The organism is Nonomuraea antri, assembly GCF_013283785.1.
Classification (GTDB): Bacteria; Actinomycetota; Actinomycetes; order Streptosporangiales; family Streptosporangiaceae; genus Nonomuraea; species Nonomuraea antri.
Genome location: NZ_JABCPZ010000089.1, coordinates 14689 through 38737 on the forward strand (window position 1 = coordinate 14689; position 24049 = coordinate 38737).

The following is a 24049-nucleotide window of genomic DNA, read 5'->3' on the forward strand; positions in this document are numbered from 1 at the left end:
CGCCGATGCAGCTCAACCTGCACAGACTCTGGATCTTCATGACGGTCGTCGAATGCGGCGGCTTCTCGGCCGCGGCGCAGAAGCTCTATCTCAGCCAGCCGTCCGTGTCCCACCAGGTCAGGCAGCTTGAGCAGGCCCTGCGGACGACGTTGATCGACCGCAGCGGCGCACGCATCAGGCTCACGCCCGAGGGCGAGGTCATGCTGGAGTACGCCAAGCGCGTCTTCCTGCTGGCCGACGAGGCCGTGGCGGCGATCAGGCAGGTGTCGGGGCTGCAGATCGGCAGCCTGGTCGCGGGCGGCACCACCACCGTGGGCACGTACCTGCTGCCGCCGCTGCTGGCCGCCTTCCGCGACCGGCACCCGGGCATCGAGATCGGCATCCAGGTGGGCAACGCCCAGCAGATCGAGCGCGGGCTGGTCGACGGCGAGATCGGCGTGGCCGTGCTGGCCGGGCAGCCGGGCGCGGCGCAGCTCGTCAGCGAGCCGATCCTGGAGGACAGGCTCGTCCTGATCACCCAGCCCGGCCACAGGTACGCGGGACGGGGCGCGGCCCAACCCGCCGACCTGGCGGGGGAGTCGTTCCTGTTGCGCGAGCCCGGATCGTCCACCAGGGAGCTGCAGGAGCAGGCCCTGGAGACGTGGGGGCTGGAGGAAGCGGGACGCAGCGAGATCTGGGGCGCCGAGACGATCAAGCAGGCGGTCGCCGCCGGGCTGGGCGTCTCGCTGGTGTCGGAGCACTGCGTCGAGCAGGAGGTCGCCGACGGGCGGCTGGCCGCGGTGGAGGTCGCGCCCGCGCCCAAGCCCCGCCCGATCGTGCTGGCACACCGCCGCGACCGGCTGCTCGGCCCGGCGGAACAGGCTTTCATCGCCATGCTGCGCAGCGTGCGCAGCTGGCCGGGCATCAATCGCTTGAGGAGCATTTCTTGAGTAAGGCCAAGGCGCTGCCCTCGCGTGCTCAGGTCGTCGTCATCGGAGGCGGGATCGTCGGCTGCAGCGTGGCCTACCACCTGGCCGAGCTGGGCTGGACGGACGTCGTCGTGCTGGAGCAGGGACAACTGTCCTGCGGCACCACCTGGCACGCCGCCGGGCTGGTCGGCCAGCTGCGCAGCACGGAGAGCATGACCAGGCTCATCCAGTACAGCACCGACCTGTACGCCAGGCTCGAGGCCGAGACCGGCTTCGGCACCGGCTGGAAGCAGTGCGGCAGCGTCAGCGTCGCCCGCACTCCCGAGCGGATGACCCAGCTCAGGCGCACCGCCGCGGCCGCCAGGAACTACGGCATCACCGCCGAGATCATCACCCCGCGCGAAGCCGGCGAGCTGTGGCCGGTCATGCGCACCGACGATCTGGTGGGCGGCGTCTGGCTGCCCGGCGACGGCAAGGCCAACCCGTCCGACCTCACCCAGGCGCTGGCGCGCGGCGCGCAGCGGCGCGGCGTGCGGGTGCTGGAGCGGGTGCGCGTCACGGGCGTCACGGTCAAGGACGGCGCCGTCGCCGGCGTACGCACCTCGGCCGGCGACATCGAGACCGAGATCCTGGTCAACTGCGCCGGCCAGTGGGCCAAGGAACTGGGCAGGATGGCCGGGGTCACCGTGCCGCTGCACTCGGCCGAGCACTTCTACGTCGTCACCGAGCAGATCGAGGGCGTGCGGCCCAGCCTGCCCGTCCTGCGCGACCCCGACGGGTACGCCTACTTCAAGGAGGAGGTCGGCGGCCTGGTGGTCGGCGGTTTCGAGCCGGACGCCAAACCGTGGGGCATGGACGGGATCCCGTACCCGTTCGAGTTCCAGCTCCTGGAGGAGGACTGGGACCAGTTCGCGATCATCATGGAGAACGCCGTTCAGCGGGTGCCCGCGCTGGAGAGCACCGGCGTGCGGATGTTCTACAACGGCCCGGAGAGCTTCACTCCCGACAACATGTTCCTGCTGGGCGAGGCGCCCGAGGTACGCGGCTTCTTCGTCGGCGCGGGCTTCAACTCGGCCGGCATCGCCTCGGCCGGCGGCGCGGGCAGGGCGCTGGCCGAATGGATCGTCAACGGCTCGCCGACCAGCGACCTGTGGCCGGCCGACCTGCGCAGGTTCGCCCGCTGGGCGGACAACGACACCTGGCTGCGCGACCGGGTCACCGAGACGCTCGGGCTGCACTACGCGATGTCCTGGCCGGACAAGGAGCTGGAGACGGCCAGGCCGCTGCGGCGTTCGCCGGTGCATCACCTGCTGGCGGCGTCCGGGGCGTGTTTCGGGTCCAAGATGGGCTTCGAGCGGGTCAACTACTTCGGGCCGCGGGTGGGCCGCACGTTCGGCAGGCCGGAGTGGCAGCCGTACGTGAACGCCGAGGTCGAGGCGTGCCGGACGGCGGCGGTGATCTTCGACCAGACGTCGTTCTCCAAGTTCACGCTGAAGGGCCCGGAGGCGGCCGAGGCGCTGGGGTGGCTGTGCACCGCGGACGTGGACGTCGAGGTCGGCCGGGTCGTCTACACCGGCATGCTGAACGACCAGGGCGGATACGAGTCCGACGTGACCGTCACCAGGGTGGCGCGGGACGAGTACCTGATCGTCTCCGGTTCGGCCCAGACGACCAGGGACTTCGACCACATCTCCAGGGGGATCGGCGACCGGCGGGCGGTGCTCGTGGACGTCACGGGGGCGTATGCGGTCTTCGGCGTCATGGGTCCCGATTCCCGAAATATCCTCCAATCGGTGTCGAAGGCGGATTTTTCGGCATTTGAGTTCGGCACGTCGAGACTCGTCGACCTCGGATACGCCACCGTCCGCGCCACCAGGGTCACCTACGTGGGCGAACTGGGCTGGGAGCTGTACGTGCCCGCCGAGTTCGCCGTCACCGTCTACGAGACGCTGCTGGGCGCCGGCGGGCTCACCCAGGCCGGCTACTACGCCATCGAGGCCATGCGCATCGAGAAGGGCTACCGCGCCTGGGGCCGCGAGCTCGGCCCCGAGATCACCCCGGCCGCCGCCGGACTCCGCTTCACCTGCAGGAAGAGCGGCGGGTTCCGGGGCGAGGAAGCGGCTCTGCTGACCCCGCGGCGGCGGGTAGTCTCGATCGTGCTCGACGATCCCGCGGCACACCTGTGGGGCGGCGAGTCCCTGCTGTCCGAGGGCTCCGGTGTGGGCTACGTCACCTCGGCCGCCTACAGCCCCACGCTCGGGCGGACCGTGGCACTCGGCCACATCACCGACGCCTCGCTGGAGAAGGTCGAGATAGACGTGGCCGGCGACCTGTACTCTGCCCAGGTCAGCCTGAAGGCGCCCTACGATCCCACGTCCGCGAGAGTGAAGGCATGAGCAGCTCTGCCGAGTACGTCCTGACCCTGTCCTGCCCCGACCGGCCCGGCGTGGTGGCCGCCGTCTCCGGTCTGCTGGCCGGGCACGGTTGCAACATCATCGAGAGCCAGCAGTTCGGCGACCGGGTCGGACAGCGCTTCTTCATGCGCGTGCAGTTCTCCGGCTCGCTCGGCGAGGACGAGCTCAACGCCGCCTTCGCCGCGCTGGCCCCGGAATTCGCCATGGAGTTCCAGCTGCGCGACGTGGCCAGGAAACCGCGCGTGCTCATCATGGTCAGCAAGTTCGACCACTGCCTGAACGACCTGCTCTACCGGGTCAGGTCGGGCGCGCTCGACATCGAGATCGTCGCGGTCGCCTCCAACCACCCCGACCTGCGGCCGCTCACCCAGTCCTACGGCATCGACTACCACCACCTGCCGATCACCCCCGAGACCAAGCCCAAGCAGGAGGCCGAGATCCTGGCGCTGGTCGAGCACTACCAGGTCGACCTGGTCGTGCTGGCCCGCTACATGCAGGTGCTGTCGGAAGAGCTGTGCGCGAAGCTGGCCGGGCGGGCGATCAACATCCACCACTCGTTCCTGCCGTCGTTCAAGGGGGCCAAGCCGTATCACCAGGCTCACGCGCGCGGCGTCAAGCTCATCGGCGCGACCGCGCACTACGTCACCTCCGACCTCGACGAGGGGCCGATCATCGAGCAGGAGGTGGCCAGGGTCAACCACAGCCACTCGCCGGAAGACCTGGTCGCGATGGGGCGTGACGTGGAGTGCGTGGCGCTGGCCCGCGCCGTCAAGTGGCACGCCGAGCAGCGCGTCCTGCTCGACGGGCACAAGACCATCGTCTTCCCGCGCTAGCCTGCGGCCGACATATTCGTACATCCGTCTCACGCTTCGCCAGATGAGAGCTTTCTCATCTGGCTTTAAGCACCGTCTCCTCCCGTAATGCCAGACTCGTGGGCATGAAACGTCCGGCACCCCTGGTCCTGCTGCTGGCCGGGGCGGCGGTGGCCGGGTTCCTGGCCATCGGGTTGGCCTCGGTCGCCGACTCCGGGCCCACGCTGGGGGAACCTGTCGTAGTCTCGGGATCACCGGGACAGGAGACGCCGCGCGCCGACCCCACCCCCACGCCGCGCAAGACCAAGACCAAGGCCGAGCCGGTCAAGCCGCCGTCGCCGCACCCGGGCGGAGACGACGACGGCGCCGGCGGCAACGACGACCGCGCCGGCGGTGACGACGACGGCGAGGACGATGACGACTGACCGGGCACGAGGCCGCCTCACCGCCCGCGCCAGGATCGTCGGATGGATGCTCGCCGTGGTCGGCCTGGCGCTGTCCGTCTCGATCTTCGCCACCTGGACCCTCCTGCTGAAGCGCCTCGACGACCGGGTCGACCAGGAGTTCAGCAACGAGGCGGAGAAGCTGCGCCGCTACGCGATCACCGCCGTCGACCCCAAGACCGGGCAGCCGCCCACCGACGTGGCGGCCCTGCTCAACGGCTATCTCGCGTTCAACTCGCCGGACCGCTGGGAGACGTTCTTCAGCATCGTCGACGGCCAGCCCGACATGATCAGCGCGGTGCGCCGTCCGGCCCGGCTCGACACCGACGAGGCCCTGGTACGCCACATGGCCGGGGCCGTCGACCCGCTCCACGACGAGACCGAGAGCACGGCGGGCACGGTCAGGTACGCGGTGATCCCGGTCAAGGTGGCCGCCGACCCGCGACCCGCCCACTTCGTCACCGCGATCTTCTACGACCGGCAGCGCGACGAGATCGTGGACGCCGTACGGGTGCTGAGCCTGTCCGCGCTGGCCGCGCTCGCCCTGGCCGGCGCCGCCGGCTGGTTCGTGGCCGGACGCGTGCTCGCCCCGGTCCGCCTGATCGGCCAGACGGCCGAGCAGATCAGCGACTCCTCCGACCTGACCAGACGCCTCGACGTGCCAGGCGACGACGACGTGGCCGCCCTGGCCGGGACCTTCAACCACATGCTCGACCGATTGGAACGTGCCTTCGCCGTGCAGCGGCACTTCGTCGACGACGCCGGGCACGAACTGCGCACCCCCATCACCGTCATCCGCGGCCACCTGGAGCTGATGAGCGACGACCCGGTCGACAGGGCCGAGACGCTGGCCCTGGTCACCGACGAGCTCGACCGGATGAACCGCATCGTCGACGACCTGCTCACGCTGGCCCGCGCCGAGCAGCCGGGCTGGCTGGCGCAGGAGGAGGTCGAGCTGGCCGACCTGACCGTCAGCGTGGTGGCCAAGGCCCGTCCGCTCGGCGAACGCCGCTGGCGCGTGGACGAGGTGGCCGAGGCCCGCGTGCGCGGCGACAGGCAGCGGCTCACCCAGGCGCTCATGCAGCTCGCCGCCAACGCGGTGCGCCACACCAAGGAAGGCGACGTGATCGCCGTCGGCTCCGCCGTGCGCTACGGCGGCAAGGCCGAGCTCTGGGTACGCGACAGCGGCCCGGGAGTCGCCCCCGCCGACCGGGAGCGCATCTTCAGCAGGTTCGTGCGCGGCACCGGGCGCACCGGCGCGCACGACGGAGCCGGGCTTGGCCTGGCCATCGTCCGATCCATCGCCGAGGCGCACGGAGGCAGCGTGAAAGTCGTCGAGGCCGCGACGGGCGGGGCCTGCTTCGTCATGACCATCCCGCTCGGGGAGGCGCCGTGAACCGCATTCTGATCGCCGAGGACGAAGCCAGGATCGCCTCCTTCGTGGAGAAGGGGCTGCGCGGCAACGGGTTCGTGACGTCCGTGGTGAGCGACGGCGTGGCGGCCTACGACTACGCGGCCACCGGCGCGTTCGACCTGCTCATCCTGGACATCGGGCTGCCGCTGAGCGACGGGTTCACCGTGCTGCGGCGGCTGCGCGAGGCCAGGGTGGACGTCCCGGTGATCATCCTCACCGCCCGCGACAGCGTCAGCGACACCGTGGCCGGGCTCGAAGGCGGCGCGGACGACTACATCGCCAAGCCGTTCGCCTTCGAGGAACTGCTGGCCAGGGTGCGCCTGCGGCTGCGCGCGGACCGCGTTCCCGAGGCGAGCGTGCTGCGCGTGGCCGACCTGGCGCTCGACCTGCGGACGCGGCGGGTGCACGTGGGCGACAGGGCGGTCGACCTGTCCACGCGGGAGTTCGCGCTGGCCGAGATCTTCTGCCGGCACCCCGACCAGGTGCTCACGCGCGAGCAGCTGCTGAGCCACGTGTGGGGCTTCGACTTCGACCCCGGCTCCAACGTGGTGGACGTCTACGTGCGATACCTGCGCAGGAAGATCGGCGCCGACCGGATCGAGACCGTGCGGGGGACCGGGTACCGGCTGCGCGCCGGGTGAGAGTGCTCTCATCCGGGCCTCACGGTCCCCCAACCGGCCCCCGACAGCCTGGAGTCATCCGCGGAAATGCCGCGGACGGACGTACAGGAGGGTTCGGATGGGCCAGGTTGGTCAGGTTCTGCGCAGGTTGCTGCTCGTGACGGCGATCGCCCTCGGGCTCGGCGGCGCGGGCGCGCTCCTCGGCGTTCCCGCCGCGAGCGCGGCGGTCCCCACCGCCGCCCACCTCGCCGCCGCGGAGAACGACGACGGCGATGACGACGACGGGGACGACGGGGACGACGACCGCGGCGGCGCGAGCCGCGGCGATGACGACGACCGGCGGCCGAAGGGCGGCGTGGACACGGGCGCGGGCGGCACCCGCGACGACGACGATGACGACCGGCGTCCCTCGGGCGGCGTGGACACCGGGGCCGGCGGCAGCCGCGACGATGACGACGACCGCGCGCCCAGGGGCGGCGTGAACGCCGGCTTCGGCGGCGCCGCGGAAACCCACACCACCGCGCCCGGCACCGACGCCGGCACCGGCTCCGAGACCGAGACGGGCACTGAGACCGGCGCCGCGAGGGGCAACGGCCACGGCACCGACGAGAGCGGCCACGGCACCGCAAGCGGAACCGACAGCGGCACCGATCATGCGGCCACCAGCGACACCGATCACGCCGCCACCAGCGGTACCGGCCACGGCGCCGAGGGCGCCCACGACGCCAGCGCCTCGCCCGGAGCCCCCGACACCGCAACCGACGCCGGAACGGACGCCGACGCCGCAACCGACGCTGAGACCGGTACCGACGCCGGTGCTGAAGGTGCCGAGAGTGCCGAGAGTGCCGAGAGCGCCGAGAGCGCCGAGAGCGCCGGCGGTGCCGGTGGTGGCAAGGCGGCCGGCGCCCCCGACGCCGAGATCCATCAGGCCGGCGCCGCCGGCGACTTCTCCCCGCTCCCCCTGGTCCCGCTCGCCCTGGCCGGGGTCGGCCTCGTGCTCGTGGCCGCCTTCTGGGCCAGGCGCTGGCTCGACGCGAGGTCCTGAGCCGATGCGCGCGACGTCCAGAGCAGCCGCCACCATGGCCGCGGCCTGCGCCGTACTCACCGCGACAGCGGCCAGTGCCCCCGCGGCGACCGCCACCGCCCCCAACCCGGTCGCGGCCGCCGCCAGCCCGGTGACGGCCACAGCCCCCAGCCCGGTGACGGCCGCCGCCCCCAGCCTGGTCGGGCGCGACGTGGCCGACCCGGTGCGCCTGCGCATCCCCGCGATCGGCCTGTCCACTCCGGTCATCCCGCTACGCCTGAACGCCCGGGGCAAGCTGATCGCGCCCAAGCGGTTCGACCGGGTGGGCTGGAACCGGTCAGGCCCGGAACCGGGCGAACTGGGCGTCGCGGTCATCGCCGGACACGTCGACTCCAAGAAGGGCCCGGCCGTGTTCTACCGGCTACGCGACCTGCGCGCCGGCGACCGGGTCCACGTGGACCGGGCGGACGGCACCACGGTGACGTTCCGCATCACCCGCCTGGCCCGCTACCCCAAGAGCCGCATCCCCGACCGGCAGGTGTACGGCTCGGGCAAGGGCACCCAGCTCCGCCTGATCACCTGCGGCGGCCCGTTCGACCGCGGCCGCCGCAGCTACCGCGACAACGTCGTCGCCTTCGCCCGCTGACCGGCCGCCGCCGGGACCGGCCAAGCGGGCCGTGCCGCCGGGAGTCCCCAGCTCCCGGCGGCACGCCGCGTTCCCGGATGGTCTGCGCCCGAGTGTCACGGCCGGTAGGTGCCGAAGAACCAGAGGTTCCCCTCGGGGTCGGCGCAGGCGTACTCGCGCGACCCGTACGGCTGGTCGGCCGGTTCCATGGTGATCCTGGCCCCGGCCGCCTTGGCGCGGTCGTGGTGGGCGTCGGGGTCGTCCACGGCGATGTAGACGCCGGGCCCGCCGGGCTCGCCCGTCCCGAGCATGATCATGTCGTCTTCGACGAACAGCTCGGCGTGGTTGACCGCGCCCCGGTCGTCCTTGGACGACTCGTGCAGGCGGAAGCCGAACGCGGTGGACAGGAAGTCGATGGCGGCCTGGCAGTCGCGGTAGCGGGCCAGCGCGTAGACGGTTCGCTTCATGGGCTCAGGATGCCCGGGGCGGCGGCACCGGTCTTGGAAAAATCTGACCGGGCGTGGCGTCGCCGAGCACCCGGAACTCCCGGTTCATGTGCGCCTGGTCGTAGTAGCCGCATTCGGCCGCGACCTCGGCGATCGTGCGTCCGGACCGCAGCAGGCGGGCGGCCCGCGAGAACCTGATCACCCGCGCGGCCGCCTTGGGCGTCAGGCCGATCTCGTCGTGGAAGCGGGAGACCAGGTGCCGGTGGCTCCAGCCCAGCTCGGCCGCCAGCGCGGCCACGCCGAGGTCGCCGCCGGAACGCAGCAGCCTGGCCCAGGCCCAGGGCAGTTCGGGGCCCAGCTCGGGCCCGGCCAGGATGCGCGAGGTCAGCAGCCGGTCGACGAGCGCCAGCCGGGCCCGCCACGACGGCACCTCGGCCAGCCGCTCCGCCCACGGGCCGAGCAGGTCGGCGGCCGGGACCACCCGGTTGGTCAGGTGCCGCATCGGCATCCGGTACAGGCGCCTGGCCCCGAACGGGGTCAGGAACACCTCCACCCCCTCGGCCGGGCCGGTGGTGCGGGTGACCATGAACCGGTCGCCGAGCCCGCCGGTGAACGACGTGACCCGCTCGCCCTGCACCTCCATCGGCGTGCCGAAGGCGAGGATGAGCACCGCGCCGGGCATCGCCGACTCCGAGCGCGTCACCGGGGCCGGGTAGTGCTCGCGGTAGGCGCACAGCCGCAGCACGTACGGCCGCAACGCGGCGCTCGGCACCGCCTCCACCAGATCGAGCCCGGACATGCCCGGCCCCGGCGCGCTCATGCCTTCGAGACTATAGGCCGGTGTGCCTGGCCAGGAAGGTCAGCGTGTCGGCGCTCAGCTCCACGGAACGGCTCACCGCCCGCGCCCCGTGCCCGACCTCCGCCTCGTTGCGCAGCAGGACCGGCGCACCGCCCGCGGACGCGTGCTGCAGCGCCGCGCACATCTTCCACGCGTGCAGCGGGTGCACCCGCGTGTCGGACTGGAAGACGGTGAACAGCGTCGCCGGGTACGTGACGCCCTCCCTGACGTGGTGGTACGGCGAATACCCCCAGAGCCAGCCGAACTGCTCCGGGTCGTCGGCGGAGCCGTACTCGACGTTCCAGGTAGCACCCAGGCCGAACTTCTCGAACCGCACCATGTCGAGCAGCGGCGCCGAGCAGACCACGGCCGCGTACAGGTCGGGACGCTGCGTCAGCGCCGCGCCGACCAGCAGGCCGCCGTTGGAGCCGCCGGAGATGCCCAGTTGCTCGGTGGTGGTGATCCCGCGGGCGATCAGGTATTCGGCCGCGGCGTGGAAGTCGTCGAAGACGTTCTGCTTGTGCCCGAGCATGCCGGCCCGGTGCCAGTCTTCGCCCTCCTCGCCGCCGCCGCGCAGGTTCGCGATCGCGTAGACGCCGCCGGCCTCGACCCAGGCCAGGATGGAGGCCGAGTAGCCGGGGGTCATCGACACGCCGAAGCCGCCGTAGCCGTACAGGATGGTCGGCCGCGGGCCGGTGGGCTCCCCGGCCGGGGAGATGATCAGCATGCGGACGTCCGTGCCGTCCTTGGAGCTGTAGACGACCTGCTCGGTGGTGACCTCGGGCACCTCGACCACGCCCGGCGAGGACGCCCACAGCGTCGTCTCGCCGCTACGCGCGTCGTAGCGCTGGATGGTCGGCGGCGTGGTGTTGTCGGTGTAGCCGAACCACGCCTCGTACCCGCCTTCCGGACGCTCGGAGATGCCGCCGATCGTGCCCAGCCCGGGCGTCGGGACCTCGCCGACCCGCTCGCCGGTCTCCAGGTCGTGCACGGTGATCTCGCTGATCGCGTGGCGGGTCCAGCCCACCAGCATGATCGGGCGGTCCAGGTCGTCGAGGATGGCGAAGTCCTGCAGCACCGCCTCGGGGTCCTCGGGGATCAGCTCGCGCCAGCTCTCGAAGCCGGGCTCGGCCGGGTCGGTCACGCACACGCGGGCGCGCGAGGCGTCGCGGTCGGTGTGCACGTACAGGCGGCCGTCGCGGCCGAACACCAGCCCGGTCTGCGCGTCGACGCCCTCCTGGACGACCCGCAGGTGCGGCCGGTCGAGCGGGGACTCGGTCAGATCGGCCACCCACAGGTCGTTGCGCGGGGCGGTGCCCTCGTGCGCCGAGATCTGCAGCCAGCGGCCGTCACGCGAGACCGAGACGCCGTAGTAGTTGGTCATCTTCAGGCCGTCGCCGAAGATCATCACGTCGTCCTCGGTGGAGGTGCCGACGCGGTGCAGGTAGACGCGGCGGTGGAACTGCCGCTCGTTCTCCGGCACCTCCGTGCTGGGCAGCCTGCGCACGTAGTAGAACGCCTCGCCGCCGGGCACCCACGCGACGGGGGAGTAGCGGCAGCGGTCGATCGGGCCTTCGACGCGCAGGCCGGTGGTGACGTCGATGACATAGAGCACGGACTCCTCGTCGCCGCCGACCGAGATCTGGTAGGCCAGCAGGCGGCCCTCCTTGTCGGGCTGCACGGTGTCGAGCGTGGTCAGCCCGGTCGGGTCGAGCTGCATCGGGTCGACCAGCGCCCGCTCGGTGCCGTCCGGCTCGGCGACGAAGTAGACGGCGTGCTCCTGGTCGGGGGTGCGCCTGCTGAAGAAGTGACGCCCGCCGCGCCAGGCCGGCACCCCGACCGAGCCCGACCTGAGCAGTTCGGCGATGCGGCCCTTGAACCGGCGCGTGCCGATCTCCCGCTGGTACAGATCGCCCTGCGCATCGAGCCAGCCCTTGGTCTCGGGGCTCTCGGGGTCTTCCAGCCACCGATAGGGGTCGGGAACGGGCGTTCCGTGCAGAAGATCGACGGTCTCTTCCCGGCGTGCGGTCGGATACGGCTCTCGCGTCATGCCAGGAACCCTACTGCCCTGGCGGGGGCGTAAAGCGCTGGTGATGCGGGCATAAAACGTACCGTGCGTCCCTTTAGTCATTACGGCCGCGAGGTATTGGGGTGGCGGGGACCACGCTGGTAACGCCAGACTTGGTGACAGGACGGTGCCGTGGTGACCATCCGCTGGGCCGTCCGGCGGAGGTCCATGTGACGGAAGCACAAGTGCCCCAGGAGGGGCCGACAGGCGGGACATGCCGCGGCATGTCCCCTTTGATACGCCTGCAGCGGGAAGAGGCCCGATGATGCGCCAGGTCCTGCTGCTCAACGCCACCTACGAGCCGCTCACCACCCTTTCGCTGCACCGGGCCATCGTGCTGGTGCTGCGGGAGAAGGCCGATGTCGTGCACCGCGACGGGCGAGGCGCCGTGCTTCGCTCCGCGACGTGCACGCTCGACGTCCCCTCGGTGATCAGACTTCGCAGATATGTCCGCATCCCCTACCGGTCGCGCATCCCCCTGACCAGGGCCGCACTCATGCGGCGCGACGACTACCGCTGCGCCTATTGCGGGCAGCGGGCCGAGACCATCGACCACGTCATCCCCAGGTCGAGGGGTGGCACCCACACGTGGGAGAACTGCGTCGCCTCGTGCACGCCGTGCAACCACCGCAAGGCCGACAAGTTCCTGGAGGAGCTGGGGTGGACGCTCCGCGTCACCCCGGCGGTGCCACGGGGCGCTCACTGGAGGCTCATCGGCGCATCGCTGCTCGGAGACCCCCAATGGGCGCCCTACCTGGAAGCCGCGGCCTGAACCCGGACGACCGACCGGATGGCGGCCTGAACCAGGACGTCCATCCGGAAGGCGGCCGGAAAACCGTTTAACACGCGCGGCCATCGCCTGACACCATCGTCAGGCATGTGGTCCTTCACCGCCGACCCCGAAGAGTTCGCCGGCGTCGCCGAGCGGTTCCTGCTCGGCGACCCGGTCGGCAACAACGTCCTGCTGACCGTGCTGGCCCAGCTCCGCGCCGGCATGCCCGCCAAAGACGCCTCCTTCGGCTGGTGGCGGCCCGGCGGAGAGGTGCACGGGGAGGTGTGCGGCGCGGTGCTCCGCACGCCGCCGCGCCCGCTGGAGCTCGCCCACATGCCGGTGTCGGCCATCGAGCCGCTGGTCGCCGCGCTCGACGGCGAACTCCCGCAGGTCCTGGGCCCGGCGGAGCTCACCGCCGAGTTCACCCGCCTCGCCGGACGGCCCTGGCAGGCCATGTCGGAACGCCTCTACCGGCTCGGCACGCTCGTCACCCCCGACGTCCCCGGGCACGGCAGACCGGCCAGGTCCGGCGAATTCTCGCTGCTGGTGAGCTGGTGGCACGGCTTCGCCGCGGACGCGGGCGTGAGCGAGGGCGACGACCTGGCCGAACGCGTGCTGCGCCGGCTGCAGAACGGCGAGCTGTTCGTCTGGGAGCACGACGGGCTGCCCGTCTCGGTGGCCGCGCTCCACCCGGCCGCGGCCGGCGTCTGCCGCATCGGGCCGGTCTACACGCCGCGCTCGTGCCGCCGGCGGGGTTTCGGCGCGGCCGTCACCGCGTACGCCAGTCAGGTCGGCCTGGCCGAACGCTGCGAGCAGGTGGTGCTCTTCGCCGACCTGGCCAACCCGACCAGCAACCGGATCTACCAGTCGATCGGCTTCGCGGCCGTGTCCGACTACGCGCACGTCACGTTCACCGGCTGAGCCGAGGGTCGCGGCGCGCCGCCGGCGGTAACCTTGGGGGCATGCCCCGCTACGACTTCCGCTGCCGCGCCTGCGGCTCCACGTTCGAGGTGTCGCGCCCCATGGCCGCCTCCGACGACCCCGCCACCTGCCCGCACGGGCACGACGACACGGTCAAGCTGCTCTCGACCGTCGCCATGACCGGCGGCGCCGCCGCCCCGCGCCCGAGCGGTGGAGGCGGCGGCGGTTGCTGCGGCGGAGGTTGCTGCGGGGGATAGGCCCCCGCGGCCCGCGTTACGCGGCCTTGGTGGCGCGCTTGCGGCGCTGGAACGGCAGGAACCGGTCGGCCAGATGCGGCCGCGACGGGGTCAGCGTGGGCTCGACCGCGATGATCCGGTCGAACCTGAACGCCCTGATGCCCCGGCGCATCCGGCACACGCCCACCAGATACCAGTGTTCACGGTGCACCAGGCACGTCACCGGCTCCACGTCACGCGAGGTGACCCGGCCCGTGGCGTCCTGGTAGTGCAGGCGGACGATCATACGGCTGGTGATGGCGTCGGCGATGAGCCTGGCCCGGGAAGCCACGTCCGTGGGCAGCGGCTCGGTGAGGGTCGCGAGCGTGGTGGCGATGACGTCGTCGTCGAGCTCCAGATGCTCGAACGCGTGCTGCAGGCCGCGCCTGGCGGTGACGGCCTGGGGCCCCGACCCGAGGTGAGCCAGGGAGAGGGCGAGGGCGGCGATCTCGGCGGTCGTCAGCGGGCGGGTTTGAGGCTTCACGACTTTAGCCATACCCCAACAATAGAGACCGGCACCGACATTTTTCGAAAATCTGTACGGCATGCCGATGGCCCGCCCCGCAGGAAAGCGGGGCGGGCCATCGGCGCCCGGGTCTACCGAGAGAGCTGCGACAGGTCCCTGGAGGCGCCCGTGGAGGCGGACGTCGTCATCGCCGCGTACGCCTGCAGTGCCACGCTCACCGGCCGCTTGCGGTCACGCGGACGGTAGCCGCCGAGGTCGGCCAGCAGCCGCTCGCGCCGGCCCGCCAGCTCGGCCTCCGGCACCCGCAGCTCCATCGAGCGGTTCGGGATGTCGATGTCGATGATGTCGCCGTCCTCGATCAGGGCCATCGCGCCGCCCTCGGCGGCCTCGGGCGAGGCGTGGCCGATGGACAGGCCGGAGGTGCCGCCGGAGAAGCGGCCGTCGGTGATCAGCGCGCAGGCCTTGCCCAGGCCCTTGCCCTTGAGGAACGAGGTCGGGTAGAGCATCTCCTGCATGCCAGGGCCGCCCTTGGGGCCTTCGTAGCGGATGACGACCACGTCGCCCGCCTTGACCCGGCCGCCGAGGATGCCGTCGACCGCGTCCTCCTGCGATTCGAACACGACGGCGGGGCCGCTGAACGTCCAGATCGACTCGTCGACGCCGGCGGTCTTCACGACGGCGCCGTCGCGGGCGATGTTGCCGTACAGGACGGCCAGGCCGCCGTCGGCGGTGTAGGCGTGCTCGAGGTCGCGCACGCAGCCGGTGGCGCGGTCGACGTCGAGGGAGTCCCAGCGGTTGTCCTGCGAGTACGGCTTGACCGTGCGCACGTTGCCGGGCGCGGCGTGCCACAGCTCCAGGGCCTCCGGCAGCGCGGACGGCGAGACCGGATCCCAGTCGGCCAGCATGTCGCCGAGCGACTTGCCGGTGACGGTGGGCAGGTCGCGGTGGAGCAGCCCGGCCCGGTCGAGCTCGCCGAGGATGGCCGGGATGCCGCCGGCGCGGTGGACGTCCTCGATGTGGTACTTGGCGGTGGCCGGGGCCACCTTGCACAGGCAGGGCACGCGCAGCGAGATCTCGTTGATCTCCTTGAGCCCGAAGTCGACCCCGGCCTCGCGGGCGGCGGCCAGGATGTGCAGGATCGTGTTGGTCGAGCCGCCCATGGCCACGTCGAGCGTCATGGCGTTCTCGAACGCCTCGCGGGTGGCGATCGAGCGCGGCAGCACCGACTCGTCGCCGTCCTCGTAGTAGCGGCGGGTCAGCTCGACGAGCTGGCGGCCGGCGTCCTCGAAGAGCTGCTTGCGCCGCTTGTGCGTGGCCAGGATCGTGCCGTTGCCGGGCAGGGCCAGGCCGATGGCCTCGGCCAGGCAGTTCATCGAGTTGGCGGTGAACATGCCGGAGCAGGAGCCGCAGGTCGGGCAGGCGTTCTCCTCCATCTCCAGCAGCTCGGCGTCGGAGACGGAGTCGTCGGCGGCCGCGATCATGGGGTCGACCAGGTCGAGCTTCTTGCCCGGCGTCTTGCCGGCCTCCATCGGGCCGCCGGAGACGAAGATCGTCGGGATGTTCAGCCGGAACGCGGCCAGCAGCATGCCCGGGGTGATCTTGTCGCAGTTGGAGACGCAGATCAGCGCGTCGGCGCAGTGCGCCTCGACCATGTACTCGACGGCGTCGGCGATCAGCTCGCGCGAGGGCAGCGAGTAGAGCATGCCGCCGTGGCCCATCGCGATGCCGTCGTCGACGGCGATCGTGTTGAACTCGCGCGGGATCGCCCCGGCCTCGCGGATCGCCTGGGACACCACGTCGCCGACGTCACGCAGGTGCACGTGGCCTGGCACGAACTGGGTGAAGCTGTTGGCCACCGCGATGATCGGTTTGCCGAAGTCGCTCCCGGCTACGCCGGTCGCCCGGAGGAGGGCCCGGGCACCGGCCATGTTCCTACCGTGAGTGACCGTACGTGACCTGAGGGCGGGCATCGTGCTTCTCCCATCGTTAGCGAGTCTTCACATGGTACGGCCCCCGCCCGGCACTTGAGACGGTTGTCCAGACACCGGACAGCGAGTGAACGTCAGCGGAGGTCGTCGGCGATCTCGTTGAACCGGACGAACCGGTCGCGAGCCTGCTCGTCGTCATTGTCCAGTATCTCGGTGACCACCGACTCCACCACGGCCATGGCCGGCGCCAGCGTCTCGACCCCGGACACCGCCATGTCGACCGGCACGATCGCCTCGGCGATGTCGGAGATGGGCGACAACCAGGGATCGGTGAACAGCACCACCCGCGCGCCCCTGGCGTGCATCGCCCGCGCGAACGTCTCGCTCTCGCGCTCGTAGCGGCGGTAGTCGAACACCACGGCCAGCGTGTGGCGGTCGGCGTCGGCCAGCGCCGCGGTGCGCGAGCGCGCGTTCTGCTCCACCAGCGCGCATCCGGGACGCACCCGCTGCAGCAACGCCACCAGGTACGAGGCCAGCACCTGGCTGAACCAGCCGCCGGTGACCACCACCCGGCGCCGCCGGTCGCCGAGCAGCTCGGCCACCTGGGTGATGTCGTCGGGCGACAGGGCCGAGATCGTGGAGTCGAGCACGTCCGCGATGTCCTGGAGGGTGGCGAGGGCGCGGCCGGTGTCAGCGGGCCTGGCACGGCGCTGCCTGTCGAGGTCGACCGGCGAGAGCACCCGCGCGTCGAGCTCGGTGCGCAGGCTCGACTTGAACTCGGCGAAGGTGGCGAAGCCCAGCCGGTTCACGAACCTGATCACCGTCGGGCCGCTCACGCCCGCCCATTCGGCCAGCTTGGCGGAGGAGTCGAGGCCGACCGTGGGCGTGCCGGACAGCAGCGCCCGCGCCACCTTGCGCTCGGCGGGCGAGAACGTCGCCAGCCGCTCGCGGATCTGGCCGGTGACCGATCCCGCATCCGCCATCTGAAACCCCCTCGGCTGTCGATGGTACGCGCCTGTATGGTGTCATTCAGTCATTGCCGATTCGAGCAAGTTCTGAACGATTACATACGAGAGGGTCAGTTGATGAGCGTCGAAACACCGGTACGCCTGCCGCTCCCGGCGCTGGCCGAGGCCGCGCGCACGTACGGCACCCCGCTCTACGTCACCGACGTGGCCGAGCTGAACCAGCGCGCCGCCCTCGTCGAGGACGCCTTCCCCGACCCCTGGATCCGCCAGTACTCGCTCAAGGCCAACGACGACCCGGCCATCGTGCGCCGGCTGGCCGAGCGCGGCTGGGGCGGCAACGTGGTGTCGTCGGGGGAGTGGCGGCTGGCGAGAGAGGCCGGGCTGCCGAACTCCGCGATCACGCTGGAGGGCATCGGCAAGACCGACGAGGTGCTGCGCGAGGTGGTCGCGGCCGCCGCCGCGGGCGAGCCGCTGCGCTGGGTGGCGCTGGAGTCCGCGGACGAGGCCGTGGCGCTGGCCGCGATGTGCGCGCAGGCCAGGCTCGACCACCCCGTCGAGGTGCTGCTGCGGCTCAACCCGCAGGTCGAGCCGGAGACGCTGGCCGGGCTCGCGGTGGGCAAGGCGGCCAGCAAGTTCGGCATGACGGCCGACGAGATCCGCGAGCTGGCGGGCTCGCCGTTCGCGCGCACGCCCGGCCTGGTCGTGCGCGGCGTGCACGTGCACGTCGGCTCCCAGCTCAACGGCGTGACCGCGTGGGCGCAGGGCGCGGCGGCCGCGGTGGAGCTGGCCGCCGAGCTGAACGCGCTGCTCGGCACCGTCGACACGGTGGACTTCGGCGGCGGCTTCCCGGCCGGTGACGGAGACCTGCCCGCGCCCGCCGACTTCCGCGCCGCCGTCGAGGAGACGCTGGCGCACCCGCTGCTGCCCGCCCGCCTGGCGATCGAGCCCGGCCGCGCGCTGGTGGCCGCCTCGGGCTGGCTGATCGCCTCGGTCCTGCACGTACGCCGGCGCGGCGGACGCCAGCAGGCCGTCATCGACGCCGGCATGACCGAGCTGGTACGTCCCGCGCTCTACGGCGCCAGGCACCCGATCCACGCGCTCGACCCGGTCGCGGGCGAGCCCGAGCCCACCGGCGTCGAAGGGCCGATCTGCGAGAGCGCCGACTCCTTCGGCCTGCACGACCTGCCGCCGCTGCGCAGGGGCGACCTGGTGGCCATCGAGAACGCGGGCGCCTACGCCGCCTCGCTGTCGAGCCGCTACAACGGCCGGCCCAAGCCGGCCCTGGTCTTCATCGAGCCGGACGGCACGTTCACCGGCTGAGCCGCACCGGGCGGAGCGGCCGGGTCGGAGGCACTAAGCGGGCACCCGGACGGCGGCGAGCTGGGTCGACTGGGCGACCAGCCGGCCCTTGTCGTCCCACACCTGCACCGACTCGTCCACCCGGTCGCCGCCCACGTCCGTCGCCGAGGCCCGCACCCGCACCGGCCCGGGCGCGGGCAGCCTGCGGACGTAGGCGGAGAACTGGATCGTCGGCATCCACCCGGGCAACCCCAGTTCGAACGTCACCGGCGGCACCGGGTCGAGCGCCACCAGCAGGCTCAGCGGGTCCCAGTCGGAGCCGTCGGCCAGCCGCTGCCAGGTCGCGATGGAGCCCGTCCTGGACGGCTCGCCGAAGACGAACGCCAGCGCGGCCGGGTCGATCCGCTCCTCGACGACCTCCATGAGCGGCACCTTGAAGTCGACGCCGGGCGGATCGGCGGGCGCGGGCCAGCACTCCTGCTCGGGCGGCAGCTCGACCGGGTCCACCCCGGACCACCACGGATCGGCGTCGTCCAGCAGGCCGAGGGTGATCAGCGCCTCGACCCTGACCCGGCCGCTCTGCTCCAGCGTGGCCGCGACCTGGGTGACGCTCCGGCCGCCGCGCAGCGTCCGCACCCGCACCTCGGCGGGCCCGTGCTCGGGCGACTCGATGAAGGACCCGCTCACGGCGGTCAGGTGCGGATGCTCGCCGCCCGCGCTGTCGCACGCGACCCGGCCGAGCACGGCCAGCAGGTACCCGCCGTGCGGCCGGGTGCCGACGCTCCACAGCGGGTCGAGCACGGCCTCGTACGTGCCGTCCCCCCGCGCGGACAATGCGGTCGCTTCCTGAAAAGTCCCCATAAGACGCCCTTTCCGCCAGGCGATCAGATTGACATCGTTAACCTGACGCCGTCAACCTGAGATCCATGACCACCAGACGCGTACGGGCCAGACGCGGCGAAGGCGCGCTGCTGCGCGAGGAGATCCTGTGCGCGGCCGAGGCGCTGCTGACCGAGGCGGGCACCGAGGACGCCCTGACCGTCCGCGCGGTCGCGGAACGCGCCGGCGTCTCCACGCCCTCGGTCTACCTGCACTTCGCCGACAAGGACGCCCTGGTCGAAGCGGTGTGCCTGCGCGTATGGGACGAACTGGCCAGGCTCTTCCGAGCCAACGCGCACGGCGACCCGTTCGCCGCGATGGGCAGGTGCGGCCGGGCCTACGCCCGTTTCGCCCTCGACCACCCGGTGCAGTATCGCGTGCTGATGATGCGCCCGTCGGCCGGGCCCGGCGTGCCCCCGGCCGCGCGCGAATGCTTCCGGCTCATGGTCGAGACCGTGGCCCGCTGCGTGGAGGAGCGGGTGCTCGAAGGCGACCCGGAGACGCTCGCCCTGGGCCTGTGGTCGGCCGTGCACGGCTGCGTATCGCTGTTCATCGCCCAGCCGTCGTTCCCGTGGCCGGCCGACCAGGAGGCGTTGATCGACCACATCGTCAAGATCGCGGGATACGGCGCCGCGCTCTACTCGCGGCTGCCGCCGGCGCCGCCGCCGAGCGCGGAACTGGCCGCCGAGCTCGACGCCTTCGGCGCGCGGCTGGCGGCCCGTTCAGCGGATGACTAACCCTCGCCGTACCTGGGGGGAAGCACCTGGGCGGCGATGTCGTAGATCTTGTTGATCTCGGTCTCGGTCAGCGCCCGCTCGCGCTTGGTGATCCACCTGCGGGCGCGGTCGCCCTGGTAGACGTCCACGCCGCGGATGGTCATGACCTTCCACGGCACGGCCGGGCCGTAGATCGCCAGCGACGGCACGACCGTGATCTCGCGGCCGTACGCCTTGGTGATCAGCTCGCTGGCCTGCGACGCCTCCCACTTCGCCTCGGTGAGGCGGGGCTTCATGTCGAACGGCCCGTGGAAGAGCTTCTTGCCCATCTGCACGCGCACCGGCAGGCGCTTGTCCCACTTCTCGGAGTCGACGGCGTACACGCCGGTCGGCCCCACCACGAGGTGGTCGATCTGGGCCTCGCTGCCCGGGATCGCCCTGGCGTGCAGCGTGCGATAGCCGCTGCGCTCCAGCTTGCGCAACTGCGCCTCGGTACGCCGCTCGGCCACCGAAGAACGCCGCCACGCCGGCACGCTGGAATGCGAACGGGCGCGGTAGACCGATTCCAGGATCGCCGCGACGACGCCCGCGCTCACGCCCACGCGCCAGTCGCCCACGAGGAAGCCCACGGCGACGGCGACGCCGAGCGCCAGCAACACGCGGTTGCGCAGGCGGCGGAAGCGCGGCTGCCGAAGCAGGGTACGCACGGACGCCCGCTCGACGGGCGCGTACGTGGAGGTGGGCGCCGAAGGTGTGGCGGCGGCGGTCTGCTCGCCCTCTGGCCGTTCGCTCACCCAGATCGGTGACGCGTTGTGACCGTCTTCTCGCTGCTGGTCGGAGTCCACGTAACTCACCGTAACTCGGAGGTCTGATCGATTCCTAGTGTTGCCCTGTCCATAGTTTTATGGCCCGGCTCATCGTGTTCCACTCGTGTTTTTGGGGTATGTCTTACGTTCCTCTCTAGAGATGCCTACTGTTCATAACCGTGCGAGAACTTCACGAGCTTTCGGCTCTCGAACAGGCACAGGCCATCCGCGACCAGGAGATCTCCCCGGTCGAGCTCACCCGCCACTACCTCGATCGGATCGGGCGTATCGATCCTCAGGTGGGCGCGTACGTGACCGTAACCGCAGAAAAGGCACTCGAGCAGGCCCGCCGGCTCGAACAGGAGCTGCCGGAAGGACCTCTCGCCGGAGTGCCGATCCCGATCAAGGATCTTAACCTGGTGAAGGACGTGCCGATCATGTTCGGCTCGTCGGCGTACGAAGGCTTCGTCGCCCCCGTGGACGACACCGTCGTGGAACTCCTGCGCGAGGCCGGCACGATCATGCTGGGCAAGACCGCCACGCCGGAGTTCGGCCTGCCCTGCTACACCGAGACCTACCTCTCCCCGCCCACCCGCTCGCCGTGGGACCTCGGCACTTCGGCCGGCGGGTCCAGCGGGGGCGCCGCCGCGGCCGTGGCCGCCGGGCTGGCCCCGCTGGCCCAGGGCAGCGACGGCGCGGGCTCGGTACGCATCCCGTCGTCGGTGTGCGGCCTGTTCGGCATCAAGCCCACCCGCGGCCGCATCAGCTTCGCGCCGATCATCCCGGACCTGGCGGGCATGTCCACCAACGGGCCGATCGCCAGGAACGTCGCCGACGCCGCGGCGCTGCTCGACGTGATGACGCACAACCGGCCGGGTGACCTCTACCTGGCGCCGCCGCACGAGGGCACGTTCCTGGCCTGCGCCGGCCGCGACCCGGGACGCCTGCGCATCGCGCGCTACGCCGAGGCCGTCGTCGCCGACGCCGAACTGCACCCCGAGGTGAAGGCCGCCTACGAGGAGGCCACCAAGACCCTCGTCGGGCTCGGCCACGAGGTCGTCGAGATCGAGCGGCCGTTCGGCCCCGAGGTCGTGCCGCTGTTCACCACCCTGTGGTTCGCCTTCGCCTGCATGCACCCGGTCGCCGACGAGCACGTCTCCAGGCTCCGTCCCGTCACCGCCTGGCTGCGCGAACGCGGCTTCGCCACCTCCGCGCCCGTCTTCCTGCAGGCCCAGGCGCAGCTCCAGGCCGCCGCCAGGGTCGCGCTGCCGATCACGAACGCCTACGACGCGGTGCTCACCCCGACCGTCACGCAGCCGCCGCGTCCGATCGGCTGGTTCGAGGACGTGGACGACGTGGCGGAGACGTTCGAGCGGATGAAGAGCTTCGCTCCCTTCCCGCCCATCTACAACGTCACCGGACAGCCCGCGGTGAACCTGCCGCTGTACTGGAGCCAGGACGGCCTGCCCATCGGCGTCATGCTGGCCGGCCGGATCGGCGGCGAGGGCACGCTGATCTCCCTGTCGGCCCAGATCGAGGCGGCCAGGGGCGGCTTCTGGGGCGAACGCAGGCCGCCCGTCTGGTGACAGGTCAGGTGACTGGTCTGGTGACAACTCGCCGGGACGGGTCTGGCCGGACCGGCGCGGCGGGTTTACGTTCTTGATGTGAGAAGCGCAGCGGAGATTCTCCTGTTCCTCATCGGGGTGTCACTGGGCCTTTTCGTGCTGATCAGCCTGCTGGTCATGATCCCGGGCCGAGGGGCGCGACGGCGGGCCGAGTCCGGGCCCGTCTGGCTCGGCGGGCCCGCGCGCAGCGAACGCGGAGTGAGCACGTCCGGCCTGGTGCTGGCGGACCGGGTCGCGCACTGGACGGACGTGCCGGAGAACGACTGGATCGCCGCCGCGGAGACGGCCGAACCCGGCCGGCGTCTCGGCGGCGCCTCGGCGGGATGGTGAGGACGATGCGCGCACTGACCGCCACGCAGGCCGATGACGTCCGCCAGGCACTGGCCACCGCCGAGCGGCGCAGCGGCCTGCGCTTCGCGCTGTTCCTGGGTGAGCCCGTCGGCGGGCGCAGGCACTTCGCCGAACGGCTGCACGCCGCGCTCGGCGACGAGGCCGGCCACGCCGTGGTGATCCTGGTGGACCTGTCGGGACGGGCCCTGGAGGTCGTGACCGGCGAGCAGGCCAGGCGCAAGCTGCCCGACGGCGTCTGCCGGCTGACCGCGATGTCGATGGCCACCGCCTTCAGCGTGGGCGACCTGGTGGGCGGCCTGCTCTACGGCATCGCCGCACTCGGCGAGCAGGCCACCGCGAAGCGCTAGCGCCTACTGGGTCAGCAGGCGGACGACGTGCCTGCTGACGCCGTCGAGCAGCGTCGCCGGGGCGATCGGCGCGTCGGCCACCGCCGAGAACAGCGCGGGCAGCCCGGGCAGCGGGAACCCGTCGTCCTTCAGCGCCGCCGCGCCCACCGCGTTCTTGTCGAGCGCCGCGCGGCTGCGCTCCCAGGCGTCGAGCACCTCCTCGGGGGAGGGCACGCCGAACCCATGACCCACCGGCGCCGCGTGCCGCAGCCGCACCAGCGGGGTCTCCGCGAACGCCAGCGCGGTGCGCGCCCGCACCTGCAGGTCGGCGCGCGGCTCCGGGTCGATCCAGTCCATCGCCGTGCACGGATTGCGGCAGGTGGCCACGCACACCGCCAGCGCGCCGGCGACCTGGCTGTGCTGGCGGTCGAAGTAGGCGCGCCAGCCCTCGGCGGGCTCGCCGGCCACCCGCAGGGTCCGGTTCGTGGCCGACTGCTCGGACTTGGTGTGGTCGCACTCGCGGTCGCCGATCACGCCGAACCTGCTGCCCGTCGCGCTCAGCCCGGCCGGCCAGCGGCCGGGGTCGCCGGCGTGGCCGAAGCTCGGCTCGAAGGCCAGCAGCGGCAGGTATTCGCTGGCGATGTGCACCGCGGCGATCATCGGGCTCAGCTCGCGCCGGTGCCAGCGCACCGCGATCACCTCGAGCAGCAGCTCGTACGCCGGACGCAGCGAATCGAGCGCGCCGCGCGGCTGCTCGCGCGGGGTCTGCGGCATGTGGCAGGCCCGCGCGCGCCGGCGCAGCTCCGTGGGCACCGAGCGGGCCTCGGCGGCGAAGTCCTCGGCGTCGAGGGAGAGCAGCCGCTGCCCGAACTCGCACACGTCGGCGATCTCCGAGGTCGGCGCGAGTGCGCCCAGATCGGCGAACGCGTAGCGGCGGGCGAGGGCCATCAGCAGGTCACGTGTCGAGTCCACGCGATGACCTTCTCACGTCGCGCGAGCCGTTACGGACACGGTTCCCTGACGCACTGGATCTCCTGGGTGGGGGTCGGCTCGGGCGAGGGTTCCTGCGGATCGGGGGTGCTCGGCTCGGGCGTGGGCTCTGAGC

Annotated in this window: 25 protein-coding genes; 16 read left to right on the top strand and 9 right to left on the bottom strand. The window is 71.8% G+C overall.

Annotated elements, in window-relative coordinates; genetic code table 11:
- Positions 1-5 precede the first annotated feature (5 nt).
- The 8 genes from HII36_RS26970 (at position 6) to HII36_RS27005 (ending at position 8281) form a co-directional block, all read left to right on the top strand.
- Entirely contained in the window at positions 6-929 is a 924-nt protein-coding gene (locus HII36_RS26970) for a LysR family transcriptional regulator (RefSeq protein ID WP_173526049.1), read from the top strand.
- Complete coding sequence (locus tag HII36_RS26975; RefSeq protein WP_173526050.1) at positions 926-3304, top strand: GcvT family protein; 2379 nt, start codon at positions 926-928, stop codon at positions 3302-3304. Before HII36_RS26970 ends, HII36_RS26975 begins: the two co-directional genes overlap by 4 nt.
- A complete protein-coding gene (purU, locus tag HII36_RS26980) occupies positions 3301-4155 on the top strand; it encodes a formyltetrahydrofolate deformylase (RefSeq protein WP_173526051.1) in 855 nt (284 codons plus the stop codon). Before HII36_RS26975 ends, purU begins: the two co-directional genes overlap by 4 nt.
- A 104-nt stretch (positions 4156-4259) precedes the next feature.
- The gene (locus HII36_RS26985; protein ID WP_173526052.1) at positions 4260-4559 is read left to right on the top strand and encodes a hypothetical protein; all 300 of its coding nucleotides are present in this window, start codon (positions 4260-4262) and stop codon (positions 4557-4559) included.
- The gene (locus HII36_RS26990) at positions 4549-5973 is read left to right on the top strand and encodes a sensor histidine kinase (protein ID WP_173526053.1); all 1425 of its coding nucleotides are present in this window, start codon (positions 4549-4551) and stop codon (positions 5971-5973) included. The genes HII36_RS26985 and HII36_RS26990 overlap by 11 nt, the downstream gene beginning before the upstream one ends.
- Entirely contained in the window at positions 5970-6632 is a 663-nt protein-coding gene (locus tag HII36_RS26995; protein ID WP_173526054.1) for a response regulator transcription factor, read from the top strand. Before HII36_RS26990 ends, HII36_RS26995 begins: the two co-directional genes overlap by 4 nt.
- 97 nt (positions 6633-6729) lie before the next feature.
- Positions 6730-7656 (top strand): hypothetical protein, encoded by a 927-nt coding sequence (locus HII36_RS27000; RefSeq protein ID WP_173526055.1) that lies wholly within the window; start codon positions 6730-6732, stop codon positions 7654-7656.
- A 4-nt stretch (positions 7657-7660) separates the two neighbouring features.
- Entirely contained in the window at positions 7661-8281 is a 621-nt protein-coding gene (locus tag HII36_RS27005) for a class F sortase (RefSeq protein ID WP_217370009.1), read from the top strand.
- A 95-nt stretch (positions 8282-8376) separates the two neighbouring features.
- Here the strand turns inward: HII36_RS27005 and HII36_RS27010 are convergent, their stop codons facing one another.
- Genes HII36_RS27010 through HII36_RS27020 form a run of 3 tightly spaced genes read right to left on the bottom strand, consistent with a single transcriptional unit; the run spans position 8377 to position 11594 of the window.
- Positions 8377-8727: a VOC family protein gene (locus tag HII36_RS27010; protein WP_173526056.1), complete on the bottom strand. Its 351-nt coding sequence runs from the start codon at positions 8725-8727 to the stop codon at positions 8377-8379.
- Positions 8728-8731: 4 nt separating this feature from the next.
- On the bottom strand, positions 8732-9526 hold the full coding sequence (locus HII36_RS27015; RefSeq protein WP_173526057.1) for a helix-turn-helix domain-containing protein: 795 nt from the start codon (positions 9524-9526) through the stop codon (positions 8732-8734).
- A gap of 10 nt (positions 9527-9536) precedes the next feature.
- A complete protein-coding gene (locus tag HII36_RS27020; RefSeq protein ID WP_173526058.1) occupies positions 9537-11594 on the bottom strand; it encodes a prolyl oligopeptidase family serine peptidase in 2058 nt (685 codons plus the stop codon).
- Positions 11595-11877: 283 nt separating this feature from the next.
- Between HII36_RS27020 and HII36_RS27025 the strand changes: the two genes are divergently transcribed.
- The 3 genes from HII36_RS27025 to HII36_RS27035 all read left to right on the top strand — a co-directional run bounded on the left by HII36_RS27025 (position 11878) and on the right by HII36_RS27035 (position 13562).
- Complete coding sequence (locus tag HII36_RS27025) at positions 11878-12384, top strand: HNH endonuclease (protein ID WP_173526076.1); 507 nt, start codon at positions 11878-11880, stop codon at positions 12382-12384.
- Positions 12385-12489: 105 nt separating this feature from the next.
- A complete protein-coding gene (locus HII36_RS27030) occupies positions 12490-13305 on the top strand; it encodes a GNAT family N-acetyltransferase (RefSeq protein ID WP_173526059.1) in 816 nt (271 codons plus the stop codon).
- 41 nt (positions 13306-13346) lie between these two features.
- Entirely contained in the window at positions 13347-13562 is a 216-nt protein-coding gene (locus HII36_RS27035) for an FmdB family zinc ribbon protein (protein ID WP_173526060.1), read from the top strand.
- Positions 13563-13578: 16 nt separating this feature from the next.
- Here HII36_RS27035 and HII36_RS27040 read toward each other — a convergent pair whose 3' ends face one another.
- The 3 genes from HII36_RS27040 to HII36_RS27050 form a co-directional block, all read right to left on the bottom strand.
- On the bottom strand, positions 13579-14076 hold the full coding sequence (locus HII36_RS27040; RefSeq protein WP_173526061.1) for a helix-turn-helix transcriptional regulator: 498 nt from the start codon (positions 14074-14076) through the stop codon (positions 13579-13581).
- A 101-nt stretch (positions 14077-14177) separates the two neighbouring features.
- Complete coding sequence (gene ilvD / locus HII36_RS27045) at positions 14178-16016, bottom strand: dihydroxy-acid dehydratase (RefSeq protein ID WP_173526062.1); 1839 nt, start codon at positions 16014-16016, stop codon at positions 14178-14180.
- A gap of 92 nt (positions 16017-16108) precedes the next feature.
- Positions 16109-16957, bottom strand: coding sequence for a MurR/RpiR family transcriptional regulator (locus HII36_RS27050; RefSeq protein ID WP_173526063.1), 849 nt, complete (start codon positions 16955-16957; stop codon positions 16109-16111).
- A gap of 102 nt (positions 16958-17059) precedes the next feature.
- Between HII36_RS27050 and HII36_RS27055 the strand changes: the two genes are divergently transcribed.
- On the top strand, positions 17060-18262 hold the full coding sequence (locus HII36_RS27055; protein WP_173526064.1) for a diaminopimelate decarboxylase family protein: 1203 nt from the start codon (positions 17060-17062) through the stop codon (positions 18260-18262).
- Positions 18263-18295: 33 nt separating this feature from the next.
- Here HII36_RS27055 and HII36_RS27060 read toward each other — a convergent pair whose 3' ends face one another.
- Entirely contained in the window at positions 18296-19075 is a 780-nt protein-coding gene (locus HII36_RS27060; protein ID WP_236003904.1) for a thioesterase family protein, read from the bottom strand.
- A 92-nt stretch (positions 19076-19167) separates the two neighbouring features.
- On the opposite strand from HII36_RS27060, the gene HII36_RS27065 reads away from it, so the two are divergent.
- A complete protein-coding gene (locus tag HII36_RS27065; RefSeq protein WP_173526066.1) occupies positions 19168-19857 on the top strand; it encodes a TetR/AcrR family transcriptional regulator in 690 nt (229 codons plus the stop codon).
- Here the strand turns inward: HII36_RS27065 and HII36_RS27070 are convergent.
- On the bottom strand, positions 19854-20681 hold the full coding sequence (locus HII36_RS27070) for a nuclease-related domain-containing protein (protein ID WP_173526067.1): 828 nt from the start codon (positions 20679-20681) through the stop codon (positions 19854-19856). The two genes, HII36_RS27065 and HII36_RS27070, sit on opposite strands and share 4 nt — an antisense overlap.
- A gap of 140 nt (positions 20682-20821) precedes the next feature.
- Here HII36_RS27070 and HII36_RS27075 point away from each other — a divergent pair, with 140 nt between their 5' ends.
- From HII36_RS27075 to HII36_RS27085, 3 genes are all read left to right on the top strand, one after another.
- Positions 20822-22228 (top strand): amidase, encoded by a 1407-nt coding sequence (locus HII36_RS27075; RefSeq protein WP_173526068.1) that lies wholly within the window; start codon positions 20822-20824, stop codon positions 22226-22228.
- A gap of 78 nt (positions 22229-22306) precedes the next feature.
- Positions 22307-22597: a hypothetical protein gene (locus HII36_RS27080; RefSeq protein ID WP_173526069.1), complete on the top strand. Its 291-nt coding sequence runs from the start codon at positions 22307-22309 to the stop codon at positions 22595-22597.
- 5 nt (positions 22598-22602) lie between these two features.
- Entirely contained in the window at positions 22603-22965 is a 363-nt protein-coding gene (locus tag HII36_RS27085) for a DUF5130 family protein (RefSeq protein WP_173526070.1), read from the top strand.
- A 3-nt stretch (positions 22966-22968) separates the two neighbouring features.
- On the opposite strand, the gene HII36_RS27090 is transcribed toward HII36_RS27085, so the two are convergent.
- On the bottom strand, positions 22969-23916 hold the full coding sequence (locus HII36_RS27090; RefSeq protein ID WP_173526071.1) for a hypothetical protein: 948 nt from the start codon (positions 23914-23916) through the stop codon (positions 22969-22971).
- Positions 23917-24049 lie beyond the last annotated feature (133 nt).

Bases quoted from the DNA above. Each gene is read 5' to 3' on its own strand.
- HII36_RS26970 (WP_173526049.1), top strand. From the start codon at position 6: ATGCAGCTCAACCTGCACAGACTCTGGATCTTCATGACGGTCGTCGAA.
- purU (WP_173526051.1), top strand. From the start codon at position 3,301: ATGAGCAGCTCTGCCGAGTACGTCCTGACCCTGTCCTGCCCCGACCGG.
- HII36_RS26985 (WP_173526052.1), top strand. From the start codon at position 4,260: ATGAAACGTCCGGCACCCCTGGTCCTGCTGCTGGCCGGGGCGGCGGTG.
- HII36_RS26990 (WP_173526053.1), top strand. From the start codon at position 4,549: ATGACGACTGACCGGGCACGAGGCCGCCTCACCGCCCGCGCCAGGATC.
- HII36_RS27000 (WP_173526055.1), top strand. From the start codon at position 6,730: ATGGGCCAGGTTGGTCAGGTTCTGCGCAGGTTGCTGCTCGTGACGGCG.
- HII36_RS27005 (WP_217370009.1), top strand. From the start codon at position 7,661: ATGCGCGCGACGTCCAGAGCAGCCGCCACCATGGCCGCGGCCTGCGCC.
- HII36_RS27010 (WP_173526056.1), bottom strand. From the start codon at position 8,727: ATGAAGCGAACCGTCTACGCGCTGGCCCGCTACCGCGACTGCCAGGCC.
- HII36_RS27015 (WP_173526057.1), bottom strand. From the start codon at position 9,526: ATGAGCGCGCCGGGGCCGGGCATGTCCGGGCTCGATCTGGTGGAGGCG.
- HII36_RS27020 (WP_173526058.1), bottom strand. From the start codon at position 11,594: ATGACGCGAGAGCCGTATCCGACCGCACGCCGGGAAGAGACCGTCGAT.
- HII36_RS27025 (WP_173526076.1), top strand. From the start codon at position 11,878: ATGCGCCAGGTCCTGCTGCTCAACGCCACCTACGAGCCGCTCACCACC.
- HII36_RS27030 (WP_173526059.1), top strand. From the start codon at position 12,490: ATGTGGTCCTTCACCGCCGACCCCGAAGAGTTCGCCGGCGTCGCCGAG.
- HII36_RS27035 (WP_173526060.1), top strand. From the start codon at position 13,347: ATGCCCCGCTACGACTTCCGCTGCCGCGCCTGCGGCTCCACGTTCGAG.
- HII36_RS27040 (WP_173526061.1), bottom strand. From the start codon at position 14,076: ATGGCTAAAGTCGTGAAGCCTCAAACCCGCCCGCTGACGACCGCCGAG.
- ilvD (WP_173526062.1), bottom strand. From the start codon at position 16,016: ATGCCCGCCCTCAGGTCACGTACGGTCACTCACGGTAGGAACATGGCC.
- HII36_RS27050 (WP_173526063.1), bottom strand. From the start codon at position 16,957: ATGGCGGATGCGGGATCGGTCACCGGCCAGATCCGCGAGCGGCTGGCG.
- HII36_RS27055 (WP_173526064.1), top strand. From the start codon at position 17,060: ATGAGCGTCGAAACACCGGTACGCCTGCCGCTCCCGGCGCTGGCCGAG.
- HII36_RS27065 (WP_173526066.1), top strand. From the start codon at position 19,168: ATGACCACCAGACGCGTACGGGCCAGACGCGGCGAAGGCGCGCTGCTG.
- HII36_RS27085 (WP_173526070.1), top strand. From the start codon at position 22,603: ATGCGCGCACTGACCGCCACGCAGGCCGATGACGTCCGCCAGGCACTG.